This is a genomic window from Enterobacter sp. HG048 (assembly GCF_024702055.1).
GTDB lineage: Bacteria > Pseudomonadota > Gammaproteobacteria > Enterobacterales > Enterobacteriaceae > Enterobacter > Enterobacter dykesii.
In genome coordinates this window covers 154885-169611 of the sequence record NZ_JANLIZ010000006.1, presented here as the reverse complement: position 1 = coordinate 169611, position 14727 = coordinate 154885, and the positions used below count along the sequence as shown (strand labels likewise).

Sequence of the window (14727 nt, the reverse complement as noted above, 5' to 3'; positions counted from 1 at the left end):
GCCACACCATACGCTGAATTTGCCTTAATAACCCTGGATAATTCCGAGTCTCAGGCCAACTCCCCCTTCACCAGAGGCACAAAGCGCACGGCTTCCACGGTGTCGATAATATACTCGCCGCCGCGCCGACGAACGCGCTTCAACAGCTGCTGCTCGTCCCCGACGGGCAAAACCAGAATGCCCCCCTCATCCAGCTGCGACAACAGGGCTGAAGGAATTTCAGGCGGGGCCGCCGTCACGATGATCGCATCAAACGGGGCGCGCGCCTTCCAACCCTGCCATCCATCACCGTGTCGTGTCGAAACATTATGTAAATCAAGTTGTTTCAGGCGACGACGCGCCTGCCACTGTAAACCTTTAATCCGCTCAACGGAGCATACATGATGAACCAGATGCGCCAGGATCGCGGTCTGATACCCCGATCCGGTACCAATCTCCAGCACGCGGGAGTCGGGCGTCAGCTCCAGCAGCTCCGTCATGCGCGCCACCATGTAAGGCTGCGAAATCGTCTGACCCTGCCCGATGGGCAGCGCTACGTTTTCCCACGCTTTGTGTTCAAACGCCTCGTCTACAAATTTCTCACGCGGAACCAGGGCGAGCGCTTCAAGCACGTGCTCGTCGCGGATCCCCTGCGCGCGGAGTTGTTCCAGAAGAGTTTGTACACGTTTGTTTACCATTGCGCGTTCACTCCTGCGCGTTCCAGCCAGCCCGACACCACATCATGCGCGCTATACGCGGTTAAATCTACGTGCAGCGGAGTCACCGAAACATAGCCTTCATCCACGGCGGCGAAGTCGGTATCCGGGCCCGCGTCGCACTTATCGCCGGGAGGACCAATCCAGTAAAGCGTGTTGCCGCGAGGATCCTGCTGCGGGATCACCTGATCGGCCGGATGGCGGCTCCCGCAACGGGTGACGCGAATGCCTTTAATTTCATCAAGAGGAAGATCCGGCACGTTGATGTTGAGGATGCGCCCGGTACGCAACGGCTCGCGGCCGAGCGCCCGCAGGATCGAACAGGTCACCGCGGCAGCAGTGTCGTAGTGCGTGTGGCCGTTTAACGAGACCGCCAGCGCCGGGAACCCCAGATGGCGCCCTTCCATTGCGGCGGCCACGGTACCGGAGTAAATCACGTCATCGCCGAGGTTAGGACCGGCGTTAATGCCGGAGACGACGATATCCGGACGCGGCCGCATCAGCGCGTTCACGCCCAGAAAAACGCAGTCGGTTGGTGTGCCCATCTGCACGGCAATATCGCCATTTTCAAAGGTAAAGGTGCGAAGCGACGACTCCAGCGTCAGAGAGTTAGACGCTCCACTGCGGTTACGATCGGGCGCCACGACCTGCACGTCCGCGAATTCGCGGAGGTGTTTCGCCAGGGTCTGAATACCCGGCGCGTGGATCCCGTCATCGTTACTCAGCAATATTCGCATAATCACCCGAGGTGTTGATAAGTTCCCTGACAACACTGGTGGCAAAGCTACCTGCCGGTAGCCAGAAGCGTAACTCGACGGTTACGTCATCCCACCAGTTCCAGCTTAACTGCTGCGGATAGAGCAGCATCGCGCGACGTGCCGCCTCGACTTTTTCCCGCACCAGCAAGGATTGCAATTCTGACCCATCCGCTACGGCGAACTGCTCGGCAGCCAGCGCGTCGCCCTGCGTTCCCCAGTCGCCCGTACCCGGCAACGCGGCGGTAATCATCAGCGCTTTTGCGTCCACGCGCGACTGCACATCGGCCATTTCTTCGGCCGTTGCCACAAACCAGCTTCCGCGTCCCGCTAATTGTAGCGCATCGCCAACAACAACTTGATTCGCGTCCGTTTTTTTCAGCCTTTCGCTCACAATCTGATTAAACAACGCGCTGCGGGCCGCCGACAACCAAAAACTGCGTTTATTCCTGTCGCGCACCGGGGCGTCGCTTTGCGCCCAGCGCAGCGCGCCCTGCAGGTTGCTGCCGCCAATGCCAAAGCGCTGCGCGCCAAAGTAGTTCGGCACACCGCGGTCACTGATGGCGTTCAGACGTTTTTCAACGTCTTCGCAGTCGGTCACTTCACGCAGCACCAGCGTAAAGTCGTTTCCCTTCAGCGCCCCCAGACGCAGTTTGCGCTTGTGGCGGGCGAATTCCAGTACCTTACAGCCCTCAAGCTCAAATTTGCTTAAATCAGGCATCGTATTGCCGGGAACGCGCGCGCAGAGCCACTGTTCAGTGACGGCGTGTTTATCTTTCTGTCCGGCAAAGCTCACTTCGCGGGCATGAATTTTGAGAAATTTTGCCAGCGCGTCGGCCACAAAGCGGGTATTGCAGCCATTTTTCAGAATACGTACCAGGATATGTTCGCCTTCGCCATCCGGCTCAAAGCCCAGATCCTCCACCACGAGGAAGTCTTCAGGGCTAGCTTTCAGCACTCCGCTCCCCTGCGGTTTACCGTGCAGGTAGGTCAGGTTGTCGAAGTCCGTCATTTGCTCGCCTTCACCAGCAGCGCCACGGCTTCACAGGCAATTCCTTCGCCGCGCCCGGTAAAGCCCAGCTTCTCGGTCGTCGTCGCTTTGACGTTCACGTCATCCATATGGCAGCCCAGATCCTCTGCAATAAACACGCGCATCTGCGGAATATGCGGCAGCATTTTCGGGGCCTGAGCAATAATCGTCACGTCGACGTTGCCGAGGGTGTAGCCTTTCGCCTGAATGCGGCGCCACGCTTCGCGCAGCAGTTCGCGGCTGTCCGCGCCTTTAAATGCCGGGTCGGTGTCCGGGAACAGCTTGCCGATATCACCCAGCGCGGCAGCGCCCAGCAGCGCGTCGGTCAGCGCATGCAGCGCCACGTCGCCATCAGAATGCGCGAGCAGCCCTTTCTCATAAGGAATGCGCACGCCGCCAATGATAATTGGGCCTTCTCCGCCAAAGGCGTGTACATCAAAACCGTGTCCAATTCGCATTATGCCTTCTCCTGATGGGTCGAACGGGTAAGATAAAATTCCGCAAGCTGTAAATCTTCCGGACGCGTTACTTTTATATTATCAGCGCGTCCTTCAACAAGCTCAGGGTGGAAACCGCAATACTCCAGCGCGGAGGCTTCGTCCGTGATGGTCGCACCTTCTTTAAGCGCTCGCGTTAAGCAGTCGTGGAGTAATTCGCGGGGGAAAAATTGTGGCGTCAGCGCGTGCCATAAATCGACGCGATCGACTGTGTGGGCGATAGCCTGTTTGCCCGGCTCGGCGCGCTTCATGGTGTCGCGCACCGGCGCGGCCAGAATCCCACCGACCTTGCTTGTTTCGCTCAGCGCCAGCAGGCGCGCAAGATCGTACTGATGCAGACACGGACGCGCCGCGTCATGCACCAGCACCCACGGCGCGTTTCCGGCGGCCTGAATGCCCGCCAGCACGGAATCGGCGCGCTCGGCGCCACCGTCAACGACGGTAATGTTTGGATGATTTGCCAGCGGCAGCTGCGCGAAGCGCGCATCGCCAGGGCTGATAGCGATAATCACACGCGTCACCCGCGGGTGCGCCAGCAGCGCCGCCACGGCGTGCTCGAGGATCGTTTTATCGCCAATAGAGAGGTACTGCTTGGGACATTCTGTCTGCATGCGCCGGCCAAAACCTGCGGCCGGCACCACGGCGCATACGTCCGAAAAAGTTACTGCCATGTCGTAATCCTGGGCCTGATTATCGATTGTTTTGTGCTGAGCCCTGATTGCGTTTAGACGCATCCGGAACCAGACGATAAAAGGTTTCGCCCGGCTTAGTCATACTGAGTTCATTGCGTGCGCGTTCCTCAATCGCCTCTTGCCCGCCATTGAGGTCATCAATTTCAGCGAAGAGTTGATCGTTTCGCGCCTTAAGTTTGGCGTTTGTTGCCTGCTGAGCCGCGACGTCATCGCTTACCCGGCTATAGTCGTGCAGTCCGTTCTTACCGAACCACAGCGAATATTGCAGCCAGATTAGCAAAGCCAGCAACAGCAGCGTTAGTTTACCCATCCTGCCCCCTGAAAAACGGCATCATCATCCCAAGACTTCCCCAGAGCACTACGCCGGGGTAACAGAGATGCCGCAACATCGCGGGCAAATGTACCACATTTTTTCCGCAGAATCGTCCTGCACAATATCGTTACACAGTTGGTTACGGTTTGAATTATGGCTGAAGTTAGCCCATGAGCCACAAAAATAACAGACCAAACATCAGAACCACCGTCACAATCGTGACCACGGTGCTGTACAGGAGCTTTCCATTGAGCAGCGAGTGCAGCGCAATGCCGACGACAACCGCCACGGGCATCAGCGCCAGAAAGAATGGCCAGGTGTAGAGAAAGAAGAACAGCGTGTTGCCGCCGTAGATGAGAAACGGGATGCCAAGCGCCAGCAGCCATGAGACGAAGCCAATGATGGCCCCGGGAAATGACCAGGTCGTTTCGTCGTCGGTCGCTAGCGGCTCCGACCCGGTGGTGGTGATGTAATGTTCACTGTTGCGCATAGCTAATCCTGTGACCGTGACTCATCGTTCGGGAAGACAGCTCCCGAACGATACCGCCTCAGGATCTGATAATATCGTCCCGTCGGAGCAGGTCTAATAATTGGCTTACTAAATTTGTTACCAATTGTTGACCTTCAAGGTGAATCTCAGGCGATTCAGGCGCTTCGTATACCGCGTCAATCCCGGTAAAGTTGCGCAGTTCTCCGGCTCGCGCTTTCTTGTACAGCCCTTTCGGGTCGCGCGCTTCGCAAATCTCCAGCGGCGTATCGACAAACACCTCGATAAAGCGATCCTGGCCCACGCGTTCGCGCACCATCTGGCGCTCGGCGCGGTGCGGAGAGATAAACGCGGTCAGCACCACCAGCCCGGCGTCAGCCATCAGGCTGGCGACTTCGCCCACCCGGCGGATGTTCTCTTTGCGGTCATCGTCGCTAAACCCTAAATCGCTGCACAGGCCGTGACGCACGTTGTCACCGTCCAGCAGGTACGTGCTTACGCCCTGCTGATGCAACGCCTCTTCCAGCGCGCCCGCCACCGTTGATTTACCCGAGCCGGACAGCCCGGTAAACCACAGCACAACCCCACGGTGACCGTGGAGCTGTTCGCGCTGGGCGACGGTGACCGGATGAGGATGCCAGACGACGTTCTCATCATGGGCGGCCATTACTTGCCTCCCAACAGATCGCGTGCGCCCCAGTGCGGGAAGTGTTTACGCACCAGCGCGTTCAGTTCCAGCTCGAAGGCGCTGAATTCAGACGTCGCGGCAGCCTGTTTAATCGGTTCGCGAACCATACCGGCCCCGACGGTAACGTTGGTCAGCCTGTCGATAAAGATCAGCCCTCCCGTTACCGGATTCTGCTGATACGGATCCAGCACCAGCGGTTCGTCGAAGGTCAGATCGACCAGACCGATGCCGTTCAGCGGCAGCTCGGTGACGTCACGCTGGGTCAGGTTGTTGATATCCACCTGGAACTGAATACCGTCCACGCGGGCGCGGGTTTTCTTGCCGGCAATTTTGATGTCATAGCTTTGGCCTGCGGTCAGCGGCTGTTCGGCCATCCACACCACGTCCACGGAAGCCCCCTGCACTGCCGCCAGCGTTTCCTGCGCGTCGACCAGCAGGTCGCCCCGGCTGATATCAATTTCGTCTTTCAGCACCAGCGTTACGGCTTCACCGGCGCCCGCTTCCTGCAGGTCACCGTCGAAGGTGACGATACGGGCGATAGTCGATTCCACGCCGGATGGCAGCACCTTGACGCGCTGACCTACCTTCACGGAACCTGACGCGAGGGTGCCCGAGAAACCGCGGAAATCGAGGTTTGGACGGTTCACGTACTGCACCGGGAAGCGCATCGGCTGGGTGTCGACCACGCGCTGAATTTCAACGGTTTCCAGCACTTCCAGCAGCGTCGGGCCGCTATACCAAGGCATGTTCGCGCTCTGGGACGCGACGTTGTCCCCTTCCAGCGCCGAGAGCGGCACAAAGCGGATATCCAGGTTGCCCGGCAGCTGTTCGGCAAAGGTCAGGTAGCTCTGGCGGATCTCCTCAAACTTCTCTTCGCTGAAGTTGACCAGATCCATCTTGTTGACCGCCACCACCAGGTGTTTGATCCCCAGCAGCGTGGAGATAAAGCTGTGACGGCGGGTCTGATCCAGCACGCCTTTACGCGCGTCCATCAGCAGGATCGCCAGGTCGCAGGTGGACGCGCCGGTCGCCATGTTGCGGGTGTACTGCTCGTGCCCCGGGGTGTCGGCGATAATAAATTTGCGCTTCTCGGTAGAGAAATAGCGGTAGGCCACGTCGATGGTGATGCCCTGCTCGCGCTCCGCCTGCAGGCCGTCCACCAGCAGGGCCAGATCGAGTTTTTCACCCTGGGTGCCGTGACGTTTACTGTCGTTATGCAGGGAAGAGAGCTGATCTTCATAAATCTGGCGCGTATCGTGCAGCAGGCGGCCAATCAGGGTACTTTTCCCGTCATCCACGCTGCCGCAGGTCAGAAAACGCAGCAGGCTTTTGTGTTGTTGCGCGTGCAGATACGCTTCCACGCCGCCTTCGTTGGCAATTTGTTGAGCAATAGTGGTATTCATGGCGGCTCCTTAGAAATAACCCTGACGTTTCTTCAGCTCCATGGAGCCTGCCTGGTCGCGGTCAATCACGCGCCCCTGTCGCTCGCTGGTGGTGGACACCAGCATCTCTTCGATGATCTCCGGCAGCGTCTGCGCGCTGGATTCCACCGCCCCGGTCAGCGGCCAGCAGCCGAGAGTACGGAAGCGCACCATCTGTTTTTTGATCACTTCGCCCGGCTGCAGGTCGATGCGATCGTCGTCGATCATCATCAGCATGCCGTCGCGCTCCAGCACCGGGCGCTCGGCGGCCAGATACAGCGGAACGATCTCGATGTTTTCCAGATAGATGTACTGCCAGATGTCCAGCTCGGTCCAGTTGGAGAGCGGGAAGACGCGAATGCTTTCGCCTTTGTTAATCTGACCGTTGTAGTTGTGCCACAGCTCCGGACGCTGGTTTTTTGGGTCCCAGCGGTGGAAGCGGTCGCGGAAGGAGTAGATACGCTCTTTGGCGCGGGATTTCTCTTCGTCACGGCGCGCGCCGCCGAAGGCCGCGTCAAAACCGTATTTGTTCAGCGCCTGCTTCAGCCCTTCGGTTTTCATAATATCGGTGTGCTTGGCGCTACCGTGCACGAACGGGTTAATGCCCATCGCCACCCCTTCCGGGTTTTTATGCACCAGCAGCTCGCAGCCGTAGGCTTTGGCGGTACGGTCGCGGAACTCGTACATTTCGCGGAATTTCCAGCCTGTATCCACGTGCAGAAGCGGGAACGGCAGCGTGCCCGGATAAAACGCTTTACGCGCCAGGTGCAGCATGACGCTGGAATCTTTACCGATGGAGTACATCATCACCGGGTTAGAAAACTCGGCTGCCACTTCGCGGATGATATGGATACTCTCCGCTTCGAGCTGCCGCAGGTGTGTAAGACGTTTTTGGTCCATAACCGTTCCTTAAGCCAAATTTACAACAGAAGAACCAAAGCCTTCTGTATCGGTTGTGTGTTGGAACCAGGCGAGCGTGCTGTGCAGCTGCACCACTTCTCCCACCACAATCAGGGCGGGCATCGGGGCGTCTTTCGCCAGGGTTGCAAGATGTTCCAGCGTGCCCGTCGCAACGTGCTGATCGACGCGCGTGCCGCGAGAAATGACGGCAACGGGCGTCGTCGCCTCGCGACCGTGCTGAATAAGCTGTTCGCTGATGTCCGCCGCCTTCATCGTGCCCATGTAGATCGCCAGCGTCTGGCGGCTCTGGGCAAGATGCGACCAGTCGAACGGCGTGCTGTCGGCCTTGTAGTGGCCGGTCACAAAGGTGACGCTCTGGGCGTAATCGCGGTGGGTCAGCGGGATACCGGCGTAGGCCGTAACCGCAGAGGCCGCCGTGATGCCGGGCACCACCTGGAACGGTACGCCCGCTTCGGCTGCCGCCTGCAGCTCTTCGCCGCCGCGACCGAAAATGAACGGATCGCCCCCTTTCAGGCGCACCACGGTTTTACCCGCTTTGGCGGCGTCAACCAGCATCTGGTTGGTGTCGTGCTGCGGCACCGAGTGCTCGCCAGCCCGTTTGCCGACGCAGATTTGCTCCGCGTCCCGACGGATCAGCTCGCGCACGCCGTCGGTGACCAGATGGTCGTAGAACACCACGTCGGCGTCCTGCAGCACCTGCAGGCCGCGCAGCGTCAGAAGTCCGGCATCGCCCGGCCCTGCCCCCACCAGAATGATCTCCCCGCCCGTGCTGCCGGGGTTATCCAGTTCGTCCTCGAGGATTTTCTGCGCTGCCGTCTCATTACCGGCATGCATCAGGCTGGCAAAGCGGCCGCGAAACACGCGTTCCCAGAAACGACGGCGTTCCGTCACGCTGGTCAGGCGCGTTTTCAGGTGGTTGCGCCAGTAGCTGGCTTTTTCCGCCATGCGCCCGAGGCTGGTCGGCAGCAGCGCTTCGATTTTTTCACGCAGCACGCGCGCCAGCACCGGTGCGGTACCGCCGGAGGAGATCGCCACCAGCAGCGGCGAACGGTCAACGATCGACGGGAAGATAAACGAGCATAACGGCTGGTCGTCCACCACGTTCACCAGGCGGTAACGGGCCTGCGCGGCGTCGGAGATCCGCCGGTTCAGTTCACGATCTTCGGTCGCCGCAATCACCAGCACGACGCTGTCGATTTGTGATTCGTCAAAATCCGCTTCTGCCACTACCCGCACCTGCGCCCCTGCGCGCTGCAAAAACGCGATTTTGCGATCGGCAATTTCACCCGTGCCAACAACCAGCACCGGCTTCTCTTTTATCGCGGCAAATAAGGGCAGATAGTCCACAAGCAACAACTCACTAACAACGAGGAATAAAGGGACTATAGGGGGCGGCTTAGACCGAATGAAATTACGAATTGGAATGAGTAGTTACTCAATGGAATAACGCCGTAAAAAAGCTAATACCAAAAAGTGCTTAACACGCGAAATTTCGGGCATTTAAGAGCAATTCAAATTGTGTATGGGCGATCACAGTTTCATACTAGGCGGGTTAATATTTTGCTCTGTTTTTAAGGACTCACTATGTTTTCCGCAACGCGCCACCGTATTGCTGCCCTGGCGCTCGGCGTTTGCTTTATTCTTCCTGCCCAGGCAAAAAACCAACCCTATGGTGAAATCGCCACTATGCAGGCGCGGCATATTGCCACCGTCTTTCCTGGCCGCATGACCGGCTCGCCTGCAGAGATGCTCTCTGCGGACTATCTTCGCCAGCAGTTTGCCGGGATGGGCTACCAGAGCGATATCCGGTCGTTTCACAGCCGCTACGTTTATACCTCACGAAATAAAACGAAAAACTGGCATAACGTGACCGGCAGTACCGTTATCGCGGCGCATGAAGGTCGCGCGGCTGAACAGATTATTATTATGGCGCACCTTGATACCTACGCCCCGATGAGCGATGCCGATACGGATAACAACCTCGGCGGGCTGACGCTGCAGGGTATGGACGACAACGCGGCGGGCCTGGGCGTGATGCTCGAACTGGCCGAGCGGATGAAAGATATTCCAACCCAGTATGGCATTCGTTTCGTGGCCACCAGCGGTGAAGAAGAGGGCAAACTCGGGGCTGAGAATCTCCTTAAACGCATGAGCGCTGAGGAGAAGAAAAATACGCTGCTGGTGATCAACCTCGATAACCTGATCGTCGGCGATAAGCTTTATTTCAACAGCGGGCAGAGTACGCCGGGACCCGTGCGGAAACTGACGCGCGACCGCGCGCTGGCGATTGCCCGCAGCCATGGCGTTTATGCCACGACCAATCCGGGAGGGAATCCTGCTTTCCCACGCGGAACAGGCTGCTGCAACGACGGGGAAGTCTTCGATAAGGCGGGCATTCCGGTGCTGTACGTGGAAGCGACAAACTGGGCACTGGGCAAGAAAGATGGCTATCAGCAACGCGCTAAATCGAAAGCCTTCCCGGACGGGACAAGCTGGCACAACGTGATGCTGGATAATCAGCAGCACATTGATAGCGCGCTGCCGCAGCGGATTGAGCACCGCAGTCGTGATGTGGTGAAGGTCATGCTGCCGCTGGTGAAGGAGCTGGCGAAGGCGGGGAAAGCCTGAGGTCGTTAAGCATAGCGCAGCCTGATGCCCTCACCCAAACCCTCTCCCACCGGGAGAGGGAGGATAAAGGATCACCCTTCGTGCAGCCCGCACTCGCGCTTCAGGCCAAAGAATCGCGTCTCTTCTTCCGCCATTCCCGGTTCCCATTTGCGCGTGGTATGGGTATCGCCCACAGACAGATAGCCCTGGTCCCACAGCGGATGGTACTTCAGCCCGTGTTTTTGCAGGTACTGATACACCGTTCGGTTATCCCAGTCGATAATCGGCAGCACTTTAAATACCCCGCGCTGGACCGCCAGCACCGGTAAGGTTGCACGGCTGCCGGACTGCTCGCGGCGTAGCCCCGCAAACCACGTCTGCGCATTGAGCTCTTTCAGCGCCCGGTTCATCGGCTCGACCTTGTTGATCTCATTGTATTTCTCAATGCCCTCAACGCCCTGTTCCCACAGCTTGCCGTAGCGCGCCTCCTGCCAGGCCGCGCTTTCCGTCGCACGGTAAACCTTGAGGTTCAGCTTGAGCTTGTCCGTCAGCTCGTCAATGAACTGGTAGGTTTCCGGGAACAGGTAGCCGGTATCGGTGAGGATCACCGGAATGTCCGGACGGATCTGATTCACCAGATGCAGGCTGACCGCCGCCTGAATACCAAAGCTCGACGACAGCACATAGTCTCCCGGCAGGTTTTCCAGCGCCCACGCCACGCGCCCTTCGGCGTCCAGCTTTTCAAGGTGGGCATTGGTTTCTGCCAGGGCCAGAATGCGTTCGACTTTCGGCAGATCGTTAAGGGCGTTTAGATCGAGTACGGACATAATTACCTCTCGTGATTACTCCCAGAAATCCCTTGCGGGATCGAGCACCGGGCGAATGATGCCCGCACGCACCGTAAAGTCGCCGAAGCCTTCACCCGCTTCGCGCTCTTTCGCCCAGCGCCCGACAAGCTCGTCGATGGAATCAAGGATTTCCGGCTCGGTAATGTTCTCGCGGAACATACGCGGAATGCGCGTGCCGATACGGTTACCGCCCAGGTGCAGGTTATAGCGCCCCGGCGCTTTCCCCACCAGACCCAGCTCGGCCAGCATCGCACGACCGCAGCCGTTCGGACAGCCAGTGACGCGCATAACAATATGCTCGTCCGGAATACCGTGTTTTTCCAGAATCGCTTCCACTTTGTCAGTGAATGACGGCAGGAAACGTTCCGCTTCGGCCATCGCCAGCGGGCAGGTCGGGAACGACACGCAGGCCATGGAGTTTTCACGCTGCGGCTTAACCGCATCCATTAACCCGTGGTCGCGCGCCAGCTTCTCGATCTTCGCCTTCTGGCTTTCCGGCACGCCGGCAATAATGAGGTTCTGGTTAGCGGTAATGCGGAATTCGCCTTTATGGATCTTAGCTATTTCCAGCAGGCCGGTTTTCAGCGGACGGCCCGGATAATCCAGAATACGACCGTTTTCGATAAACAGCGTCAGGTGCCATTTATTATCGATACCTTTCACCCAGCCAATGCGATCGCCGCGACCGGTGAATTCGTAAGGGCGGATCGGCTCAAACTTGATGCCCGCACGACGCTCCACTTCCTCTTTGAACGTCTCCACGCCCACGCGCTCCAGGGTGTATTTGGTTTTCGCGTTTTTACGGTCGGTACGGTTGCCCCAGTCGCGCTGCGTGGTCACTACCGCTTCCGCCACGGCAAGCGTGTGCTCCAGCGGCAGGAAGCCGAACTCGCTCGCGGTGCGGGCGTAGGTTTTCTTATTACCGTGTTCAATGGACAGGCCGCCGCCCACCAGCAGGTTAAAGCCAATCAGCTTGCCGTTTTCGGCAATCGCCACGAAGTTCATGTCGTTGGCGTGCAGATCGATATCGTTCTGCGGCGGGATCACGACCGTGGTTTTAAACTTACGCGGCAGATAGGTCTGGCCAAGGATCGGTTCTTCGTCCGTGGTGGCGACTTTTTCCTGATCGAGCCAAATCTCAGCATAGGCGCGGGTGCGCGGCAGCAGATGCTCAGAGATCTTCTTCGCCCACTCATAGGCTTCGGCGTGCAGCTCGGACTCATACGGGTTCGAGGTGCAAAGCACGTTACGGTTCATGTCGTTAGCGGTCGCCAGCGCGTCCAGCCCGACCGAGTGCAGCATCTGATGCACCGGCTTGACGTTCTTCTTCAGAATGCCGTGGAACTGGAAGGTCTGACGGTTGGTCAGGCGGATACTGCCGTAGATCGTGTTTTCACCGGCAAACTTGTCGATCGCCTGCCACTGTTTGGTGGTGATCACCCCACCCGGCAGACGGCAGCGCAGCAGCATCGCATGACGCGGCTCCAGCTTCTGTTCGGCACGCTCGGCGCGGATGTCGCGATCGTCCTGCTGGTACATGCCGTGGAAGCGGATCAGCAGGAAGTTGTCGCCTTTGAAACCGCCGGTGAGACCGTCATTCAGATCTTCAGCAATGGTGCCGCGCAGATAGTTGCTTTCCAGCTTCATGCGCTCGGCGTCTGTCAGTTTACCTTCGACCACCAGTGGCCCTGGATGTTTTTCGCTCATTAGTAGACATCTCGCTGATAACGGCGCTCAACGCGCAGCTCACTTAAAAATTCATCCGCCGTTTCGGCATCCATACCGCCGAATTCGGCAATCACTTCCAGCAGTGCCTGCTCAACGTCTTTCGCCATGCGATTGGCGTCGCCGCAGACATAAATGTGGGCGCCGTCATTGATCCAGCGCCACAGTTCTGCGCCCTGTTCGCGCAGTTTATCTTGTACGTATACTTTTTCTTTCTGGTCGCGGGACCAGGCCAGATCGATGCGGGTCAGTACGCCTTCTTTCACATAGCGCTGCCACTCAACCTGGTAGAGGAAATCCTCGGTAAAGTGCGGGTTGCCGAAGAACAGCCAGTTTTTACCCGGCGCTTCATCTGCCGCGCGCTGCTGCATGAAGGCGCGGAACGGCGCAATGCCGGTGCCCGGGCCAATCATGATGACCGGCGTTTCCGGGTTCGCCGGCAGGCGGAAGTTGTCGTTGTGCTCGATAAAGACGCGCACTTCGCCCTCTTCTTCCACGCGATCCGCCAGGAAACTTGATGCCCCACCCGCACGGGCGCGGCCTTCGATGTCGTAGCGCACCACCCCGACGGTAACATGCACTTCGCTCTCCACTTCGGCCTGCGAAGAGGCGATGGAGTACAGGCGCGGCGTCAGCGGTCGCAGCAGGCCGATCAGCGCATCGGCATCCAGCTGAGCCGGAGAGAAACGGACCATATCGACAATTGGCGTCGTCGCGGCGTAATGCTGCAGCTTCGCCTTGTCGCCCACCAGCGGCAGCAGGGATTCGCTGCGCGTTAAGGTGGCATAATTTTCGACGATATTCGGGGTATTCACCGTCAGTTCGAAATGCCACTGCAGCGCCTCTGAAAGCGGCTGGGTTTTGCCGTCAACGGTAACGGGCTCGTCGCCCTTCAGCCACACCAGCTCAACCAGCTCTTTCACCAGAGCCGGATCGTTTTGGTACCAGATACCCAGCGCGTCGCCCGGCTGATAGCGCAGGCCAGAGTCGCCGAGATCGATCTCGATATGGCGCACGTCTTTTTCCGAGTCGCGGCCGGTGATTTTCTGATTCACCGACAGGCTCGCCGTCAGCGGCGCCTCTTTGGTGTACGGGCTGGTGTGAATGTCGTTAACGGCACCCGTCGCGGTGAACGCGGCCTGCGCCGACGTCTCTTTCGGCACGCGCGCTTTCAGCACATCAACGATGCGCGCACGCCATTCGGCGGCGGCGGTCTGGTATTCAACATCTGCGTCAACGCGGTCCAGCAGGCGCTCCGCGCCCAGCTCCGCCAGCCTGCTGTCGAAGTCTTTACCGGACTGGCAGAAGAATTCATACGAGGTATCGCCCAGGCCAAATACGGCAAACGCCGTGCCGTCCAGCTTCGGCGCTTTTTTCGAGAACAGGAACTTGTGCAGGGCCACCGCTTCTTCAGCGGGTTCACCTTCGCCCTGGGTAGAGGCGACCACCACCAGCAGTTTTTCCGACGCGATTTGCTTGAATTTATAATCCCCGGCGTTTACCAGGTTCACGTTCAGTTTGGCGGCCAGCAGGTCGTCGCGCAGCGCTTCGGCCACGCGGCGGGCGTTGCCCGTCTGCGAGGCGGAAATCAGGGTAATGGCCGGAATTTCAACGGCCGTTACCGGTGCACCCGCCACAGCGCCAGGCTGCTGATTGAGCATTCCCCAGAAATAACCGGAGACCCAGGCAAGCTGAGTGGGAGAAAAATCAGAGGTGGCAGCCTGAAGGCGCGCCAGTTGCTCCGGGTTCAGGGGAAGCAAATTTGAAGGTGGGGCCTGTGTTGTCATGCGTCGTTATGTTCCAGTAGCCAAGCGGACTTTAAGCGAATAAATCCAAACTGAAGATAAGGTTAACGGCGAGGATAATAACAATTAAAGAAGGGATGGAAATAATAAATAACCAAATGGACTAACCTGTTTTAGTTGTCATACTTAACGATAAAAGCGATTAATTAACCCACTGAAAATTATCGATAAAAACATCAAAAAACGCCCGTTAACGAGACGCCAGGCTTCAGAGCCGTTTTAGTTAATGCTAAAAATTGTGCT

At 58.2% G+C, this 14727-nt stretch carries 15 protein-coding genes; 1 reads left to right on the top strand and 14 read right to left on the bottom strand.

Annotation, left to right across the window (positions count from 1 at the left end):
• Window positions 1-50: 50 nt before the first annotated feature.
• The 11 genes from NUX24_RS10220 to cysG all read right to left on the bottom strand — a co-directional run bounded on the left by NUX24_RS10220 (window position 51) and on the right by cysG (window position 8846).
• Window positions 51-677, bottom strand: coding sequence for a protein-L-isoaspartate(D-aspartate) O-methyltransferase (locus NUX24_RS10220; protein ID WP_126329613.1), 627 nt, complete (start codon window positions 675-677; stop codon window positions 51-53).
• A complete protein-coding gene (surE, locus tag NUX24_RS10215) occupies window positions 671-1432 on the bottom strand; it encodes a 5'/3'-nucleotidase SurE (protein WP_029741539.1) in 762 nt (253 codons plus the stop codon). Before surE ends, NUX24_RS10220 begins: the two co-directional genes overlap by 7 nt.
• Window positions 1413-2462: a tRNA pseudouridine(13) synthase TruD gene (gene truD / locus NUX24_RS10210; RefSeq protein ID WP_047650267.1), complete on the bottom strand. Its 1050-nt coding sequence runs from the start codon at window positions 2460-2462 to the stop codon at window positions 1413-1415. The genes surE and truD overlap by 20 nt, the downstream gene beginning before the upstream one ends.
• The gene (gene ispF, locus NUX24_RS10205) at window positions 2459-2938 is read right to left on the bottom strand and encodes a 2-C-methyl-D-erythritol 2,4-cyclodiphosphate synthase (RefSeq protein WP_008499607.1); all 480 of its coding nucleotides are present in this window, start codon (window positions 2936-2938) and stop codon (window positions 2459-2461) included. The genes truD and ispF overlap by 4 nt, the downstream gene beginning before the upstream one ends.
• On the bottom strand, window positions 2938-3648 hold the full coding sequence (gene ispD / locus NUX24_RS10200) for a 2-C-methyl-D-erythritol 4-phosphate cytidylyltransferase (protein ID WP_257831309.1): 711 nt from the start codon (window positions 3646-3648) through the stop codon (window positions 2938-2940). The genes ispF and ispD overlap by 1 nt, the downstream gene beginning before the upstream one ends.
• Window positions 3649-3667: 19 nt before the next feature.
• On the bottom strand, window positions 3668-3979 hold the full coding sequence (ftsB, locus tag NUX24_RS10195; RefSeq protein ID WP_008499609.1) for a cell division protein FtsB: 312 nt from the start codon (window positions 3977-3979) through the stop codon (window positions 3668-3670).
• A 166-nt stretch (window positions 3980-4145) separates the two neighbouring features.
• Window positions 4146-4472: a DUF3561 family protein gene (locus tag NUX24_RS10190; RefSeq protein WP_008499610.1), complete on the bottom strand. Its 327-nt coding sequence runs from the start codon at window positions 4470-4472 to the stop codon at window positions 4146-4148.
• Window positions 4473-4530: 58 nt separating this feature from the next.
• Entirely contained in the window at window positions 4531-5136 is a 606-nt protein-coding gene (gene cysC, locus NUX24_RS10185) for an adenylyl-sulfate kinase (protein WP_010434543.1), read from the bottom strand.
• Window positions 5136-6560 carry a sulfate adenylyltransferase subunit CysN gene (gene cysN, locus NUX24_RS10180; RefSeq protein ID WP_023308996.1) on the bottom strand — a complete coding sequence of 475 codons (1425 nt, stop codon included), beginning with the start codon at window positions 6558-6560 and terminating at the stop codon, window positions 5136-5138. Before cysN ends, cysC begins: the two co-directional genes overlap by 1 nt.
• A 9-nt stretch (window positions 6561-6569) precedes the next feature.
• Entirely contained in the window at window positions 6570-7478 is a 909-nt protein-coding gene (cysD, locus tag NUX24_RS10175) for a sulfate adenylyltransferase subunit CysD (protein WP_006811770.1), read from the bottom strand.
• A 9-nt stretch (window positions 7479-7487) separates the two neighbouring features.
• Window positions 7488-8846: a siroheme synthase CysG gene (gene cysG, locus NUX24_RS10170; RefSeq protein WP_374693104.1), complete on the bottom strand. Its 1359-nt coding sequence runs from the start codon at window positions 8844-8846 to the stop codon at window positions 7488-7490.
• Between the two features lie 237 nt (window positions 8847-9083).
• On the opposite strand from cysG, the gene NUX24_RS10165 reads away from it, so the two are divergent.
• Window positions 9084-10127, top strand: coding sequence for an aminopeptidase (locus NUX24_RS10165; RefSeq protein WP_064673516.1), 1044 nt, complete (start codon window positions 9084-9086; stop codon window positions 10125-10127).
• 71 nt (window positions 10128-10198) lie between these two features.
• Here the strand turns inward: NUX24_RS10165 and cysH are convergent, their stop codons facing one another.
• Genes cysH through cysJ form a run of 3 tightly spaced genes read right to left on the bottom strand, consistent with a single transcriptional unit; the run spans window position 10199 to window position 14466 of the window.
• Complete coding sequence (cysH, locus tag NUX24_RS10160) at window positions 10199-10933, bottom strand: phosphoadenosine phosphosulfate reductase (RefSeq protein ID WP_023308999.1); 735 nt, start codon at window positions 10931-10933, stop codon at window positions 10199-10201.
• A gap of 15 nt (window positions 10934-10948) precedes the next feature.
• Window positions 10949-12661 (bottom strand): assimilatory sulfite reductase (NADPH) hemoprotein subunit, encoded by a 1713-nt coding sequence (gene cysI, locus NUX24_RS10155; RefSeq protein WP_023309000.1) that lies wholly within the window; start codon window positions 12659-12661, stop codon window positions 10949-10951.
• Window positions 12661-14466 (bottom strand): NADPH-dependent assimilatory sulfite reductase flavoprotein subunit, encoded by a 1806-nt coding sequence (gene cysJ / locus NUX24_RS10150; protein WP_257831304.1) that lies wholly within the window; start codon window positions 14464-14466, stop codon window positions 12661-12663. Before cysJ ends, cysI begins: the two co-directional genes overlap by 1 nt.
• Between the last annotated feature and the right edge of the window lie 261 nt (window positions 14467-14727).

Excerpts from the sequence above, each read along its gene's own strand:
- NUX24_RS10220 (WP_126329613.1), bottom strand. The coding sequence starts at position 677 with ATGGTAAACAAACGTGTACAAACTCTTCTGGAACAACTCCGCGCGCAG.
- surE (WP_029741539.1), bottom strand. The coding sequence starts at position 1,432 with ATGCGAATATTGCTGAGTAACGATGACGGGATCCACGCGCCGGGTATT.
- truD (WP_047650267.1), bottom strand. The coding sequence starts at position 2,462 with ATGACGGACTTCGACAACCTGACCTACCTGCACGGTAAACCGCAGGGG.
- ispF (WP_008499607.1), bottom strand. The coding sequence starts at position 2,938 with ATGCGAATTGGACACGGTTTTGATGTACACGCCTTTGGCGGAGAAGGC.
- ispD (WP_257831309.1), bottom strand. The coding sequence starts at position 3,648 with ATGGCAGTAACTTTTTCGGACGTATGCGCCGTGGTGCCGGCCGCAGGT.
- ftsB (WP_008499609.1), bottom strand. The coding sequence starts at position 3,979 with ATGGGTAAACTAACGCTGCTGTTGCTGGCTTTGCTAATCTGGCTGCAA.
- NUX24_RS10190 (WP_008499610.1), bottom strand. The coding sequence starts at position 4,472 with ATGCGCAACAGTGAACATTACATCACCACCACCGGGTCGGAGCCGCTA.
- cysC (WP_010434543.1), bottom strand. The coding sequence starts at position 5,136 with ATGGCCGCCCATGATGAGAACGTCGTCTGGCATCCTCATCCGGTCACC.
- cysN (WP_023308996.1), bottom strand. The coding sequence starts at position 6,560 with ATGAATACCACTATTGCTCAACAAATTGCCAACGAAGGCGGCGTGGAA.
- cysD (WP_006811770.1), bottom strand. The coding sequence starts at position 7,478 with ATGGACCAAAAACGTCTTACACACCTGCGGCAGCTCGAAGCGGAGAGT.
- NUX24_RS10165 (WP_064673516.1), top strand. The coding sequence starts at position 9,084 with ATGTTTTCCGCAACGCGCCACCGTATTGCTGCCCTGGCGCTCGGCGTT.
- cysH (WP_023308999.1), bottom strand. The coding sequence starts at position 10,933 with ATGTCCGTACTCGATCTAAACGCCCTTAACGATCTGCCGAAAGTCGAA.
- cysI (WP_023309000.1), bottom strand. The coding sequence starts at position 12,661 with ATGAGCGAAAAACATCCAGGGCCACTGGTGGTCGAAGGTAAACTGACA.
- cysJ (WP_257831304.1), bottom strand. The coding sequence starts at position 14,466 with ATGACAACACAGGCCCCACCTTCAAATTTGCTTCCCCTGAACCCGGAG.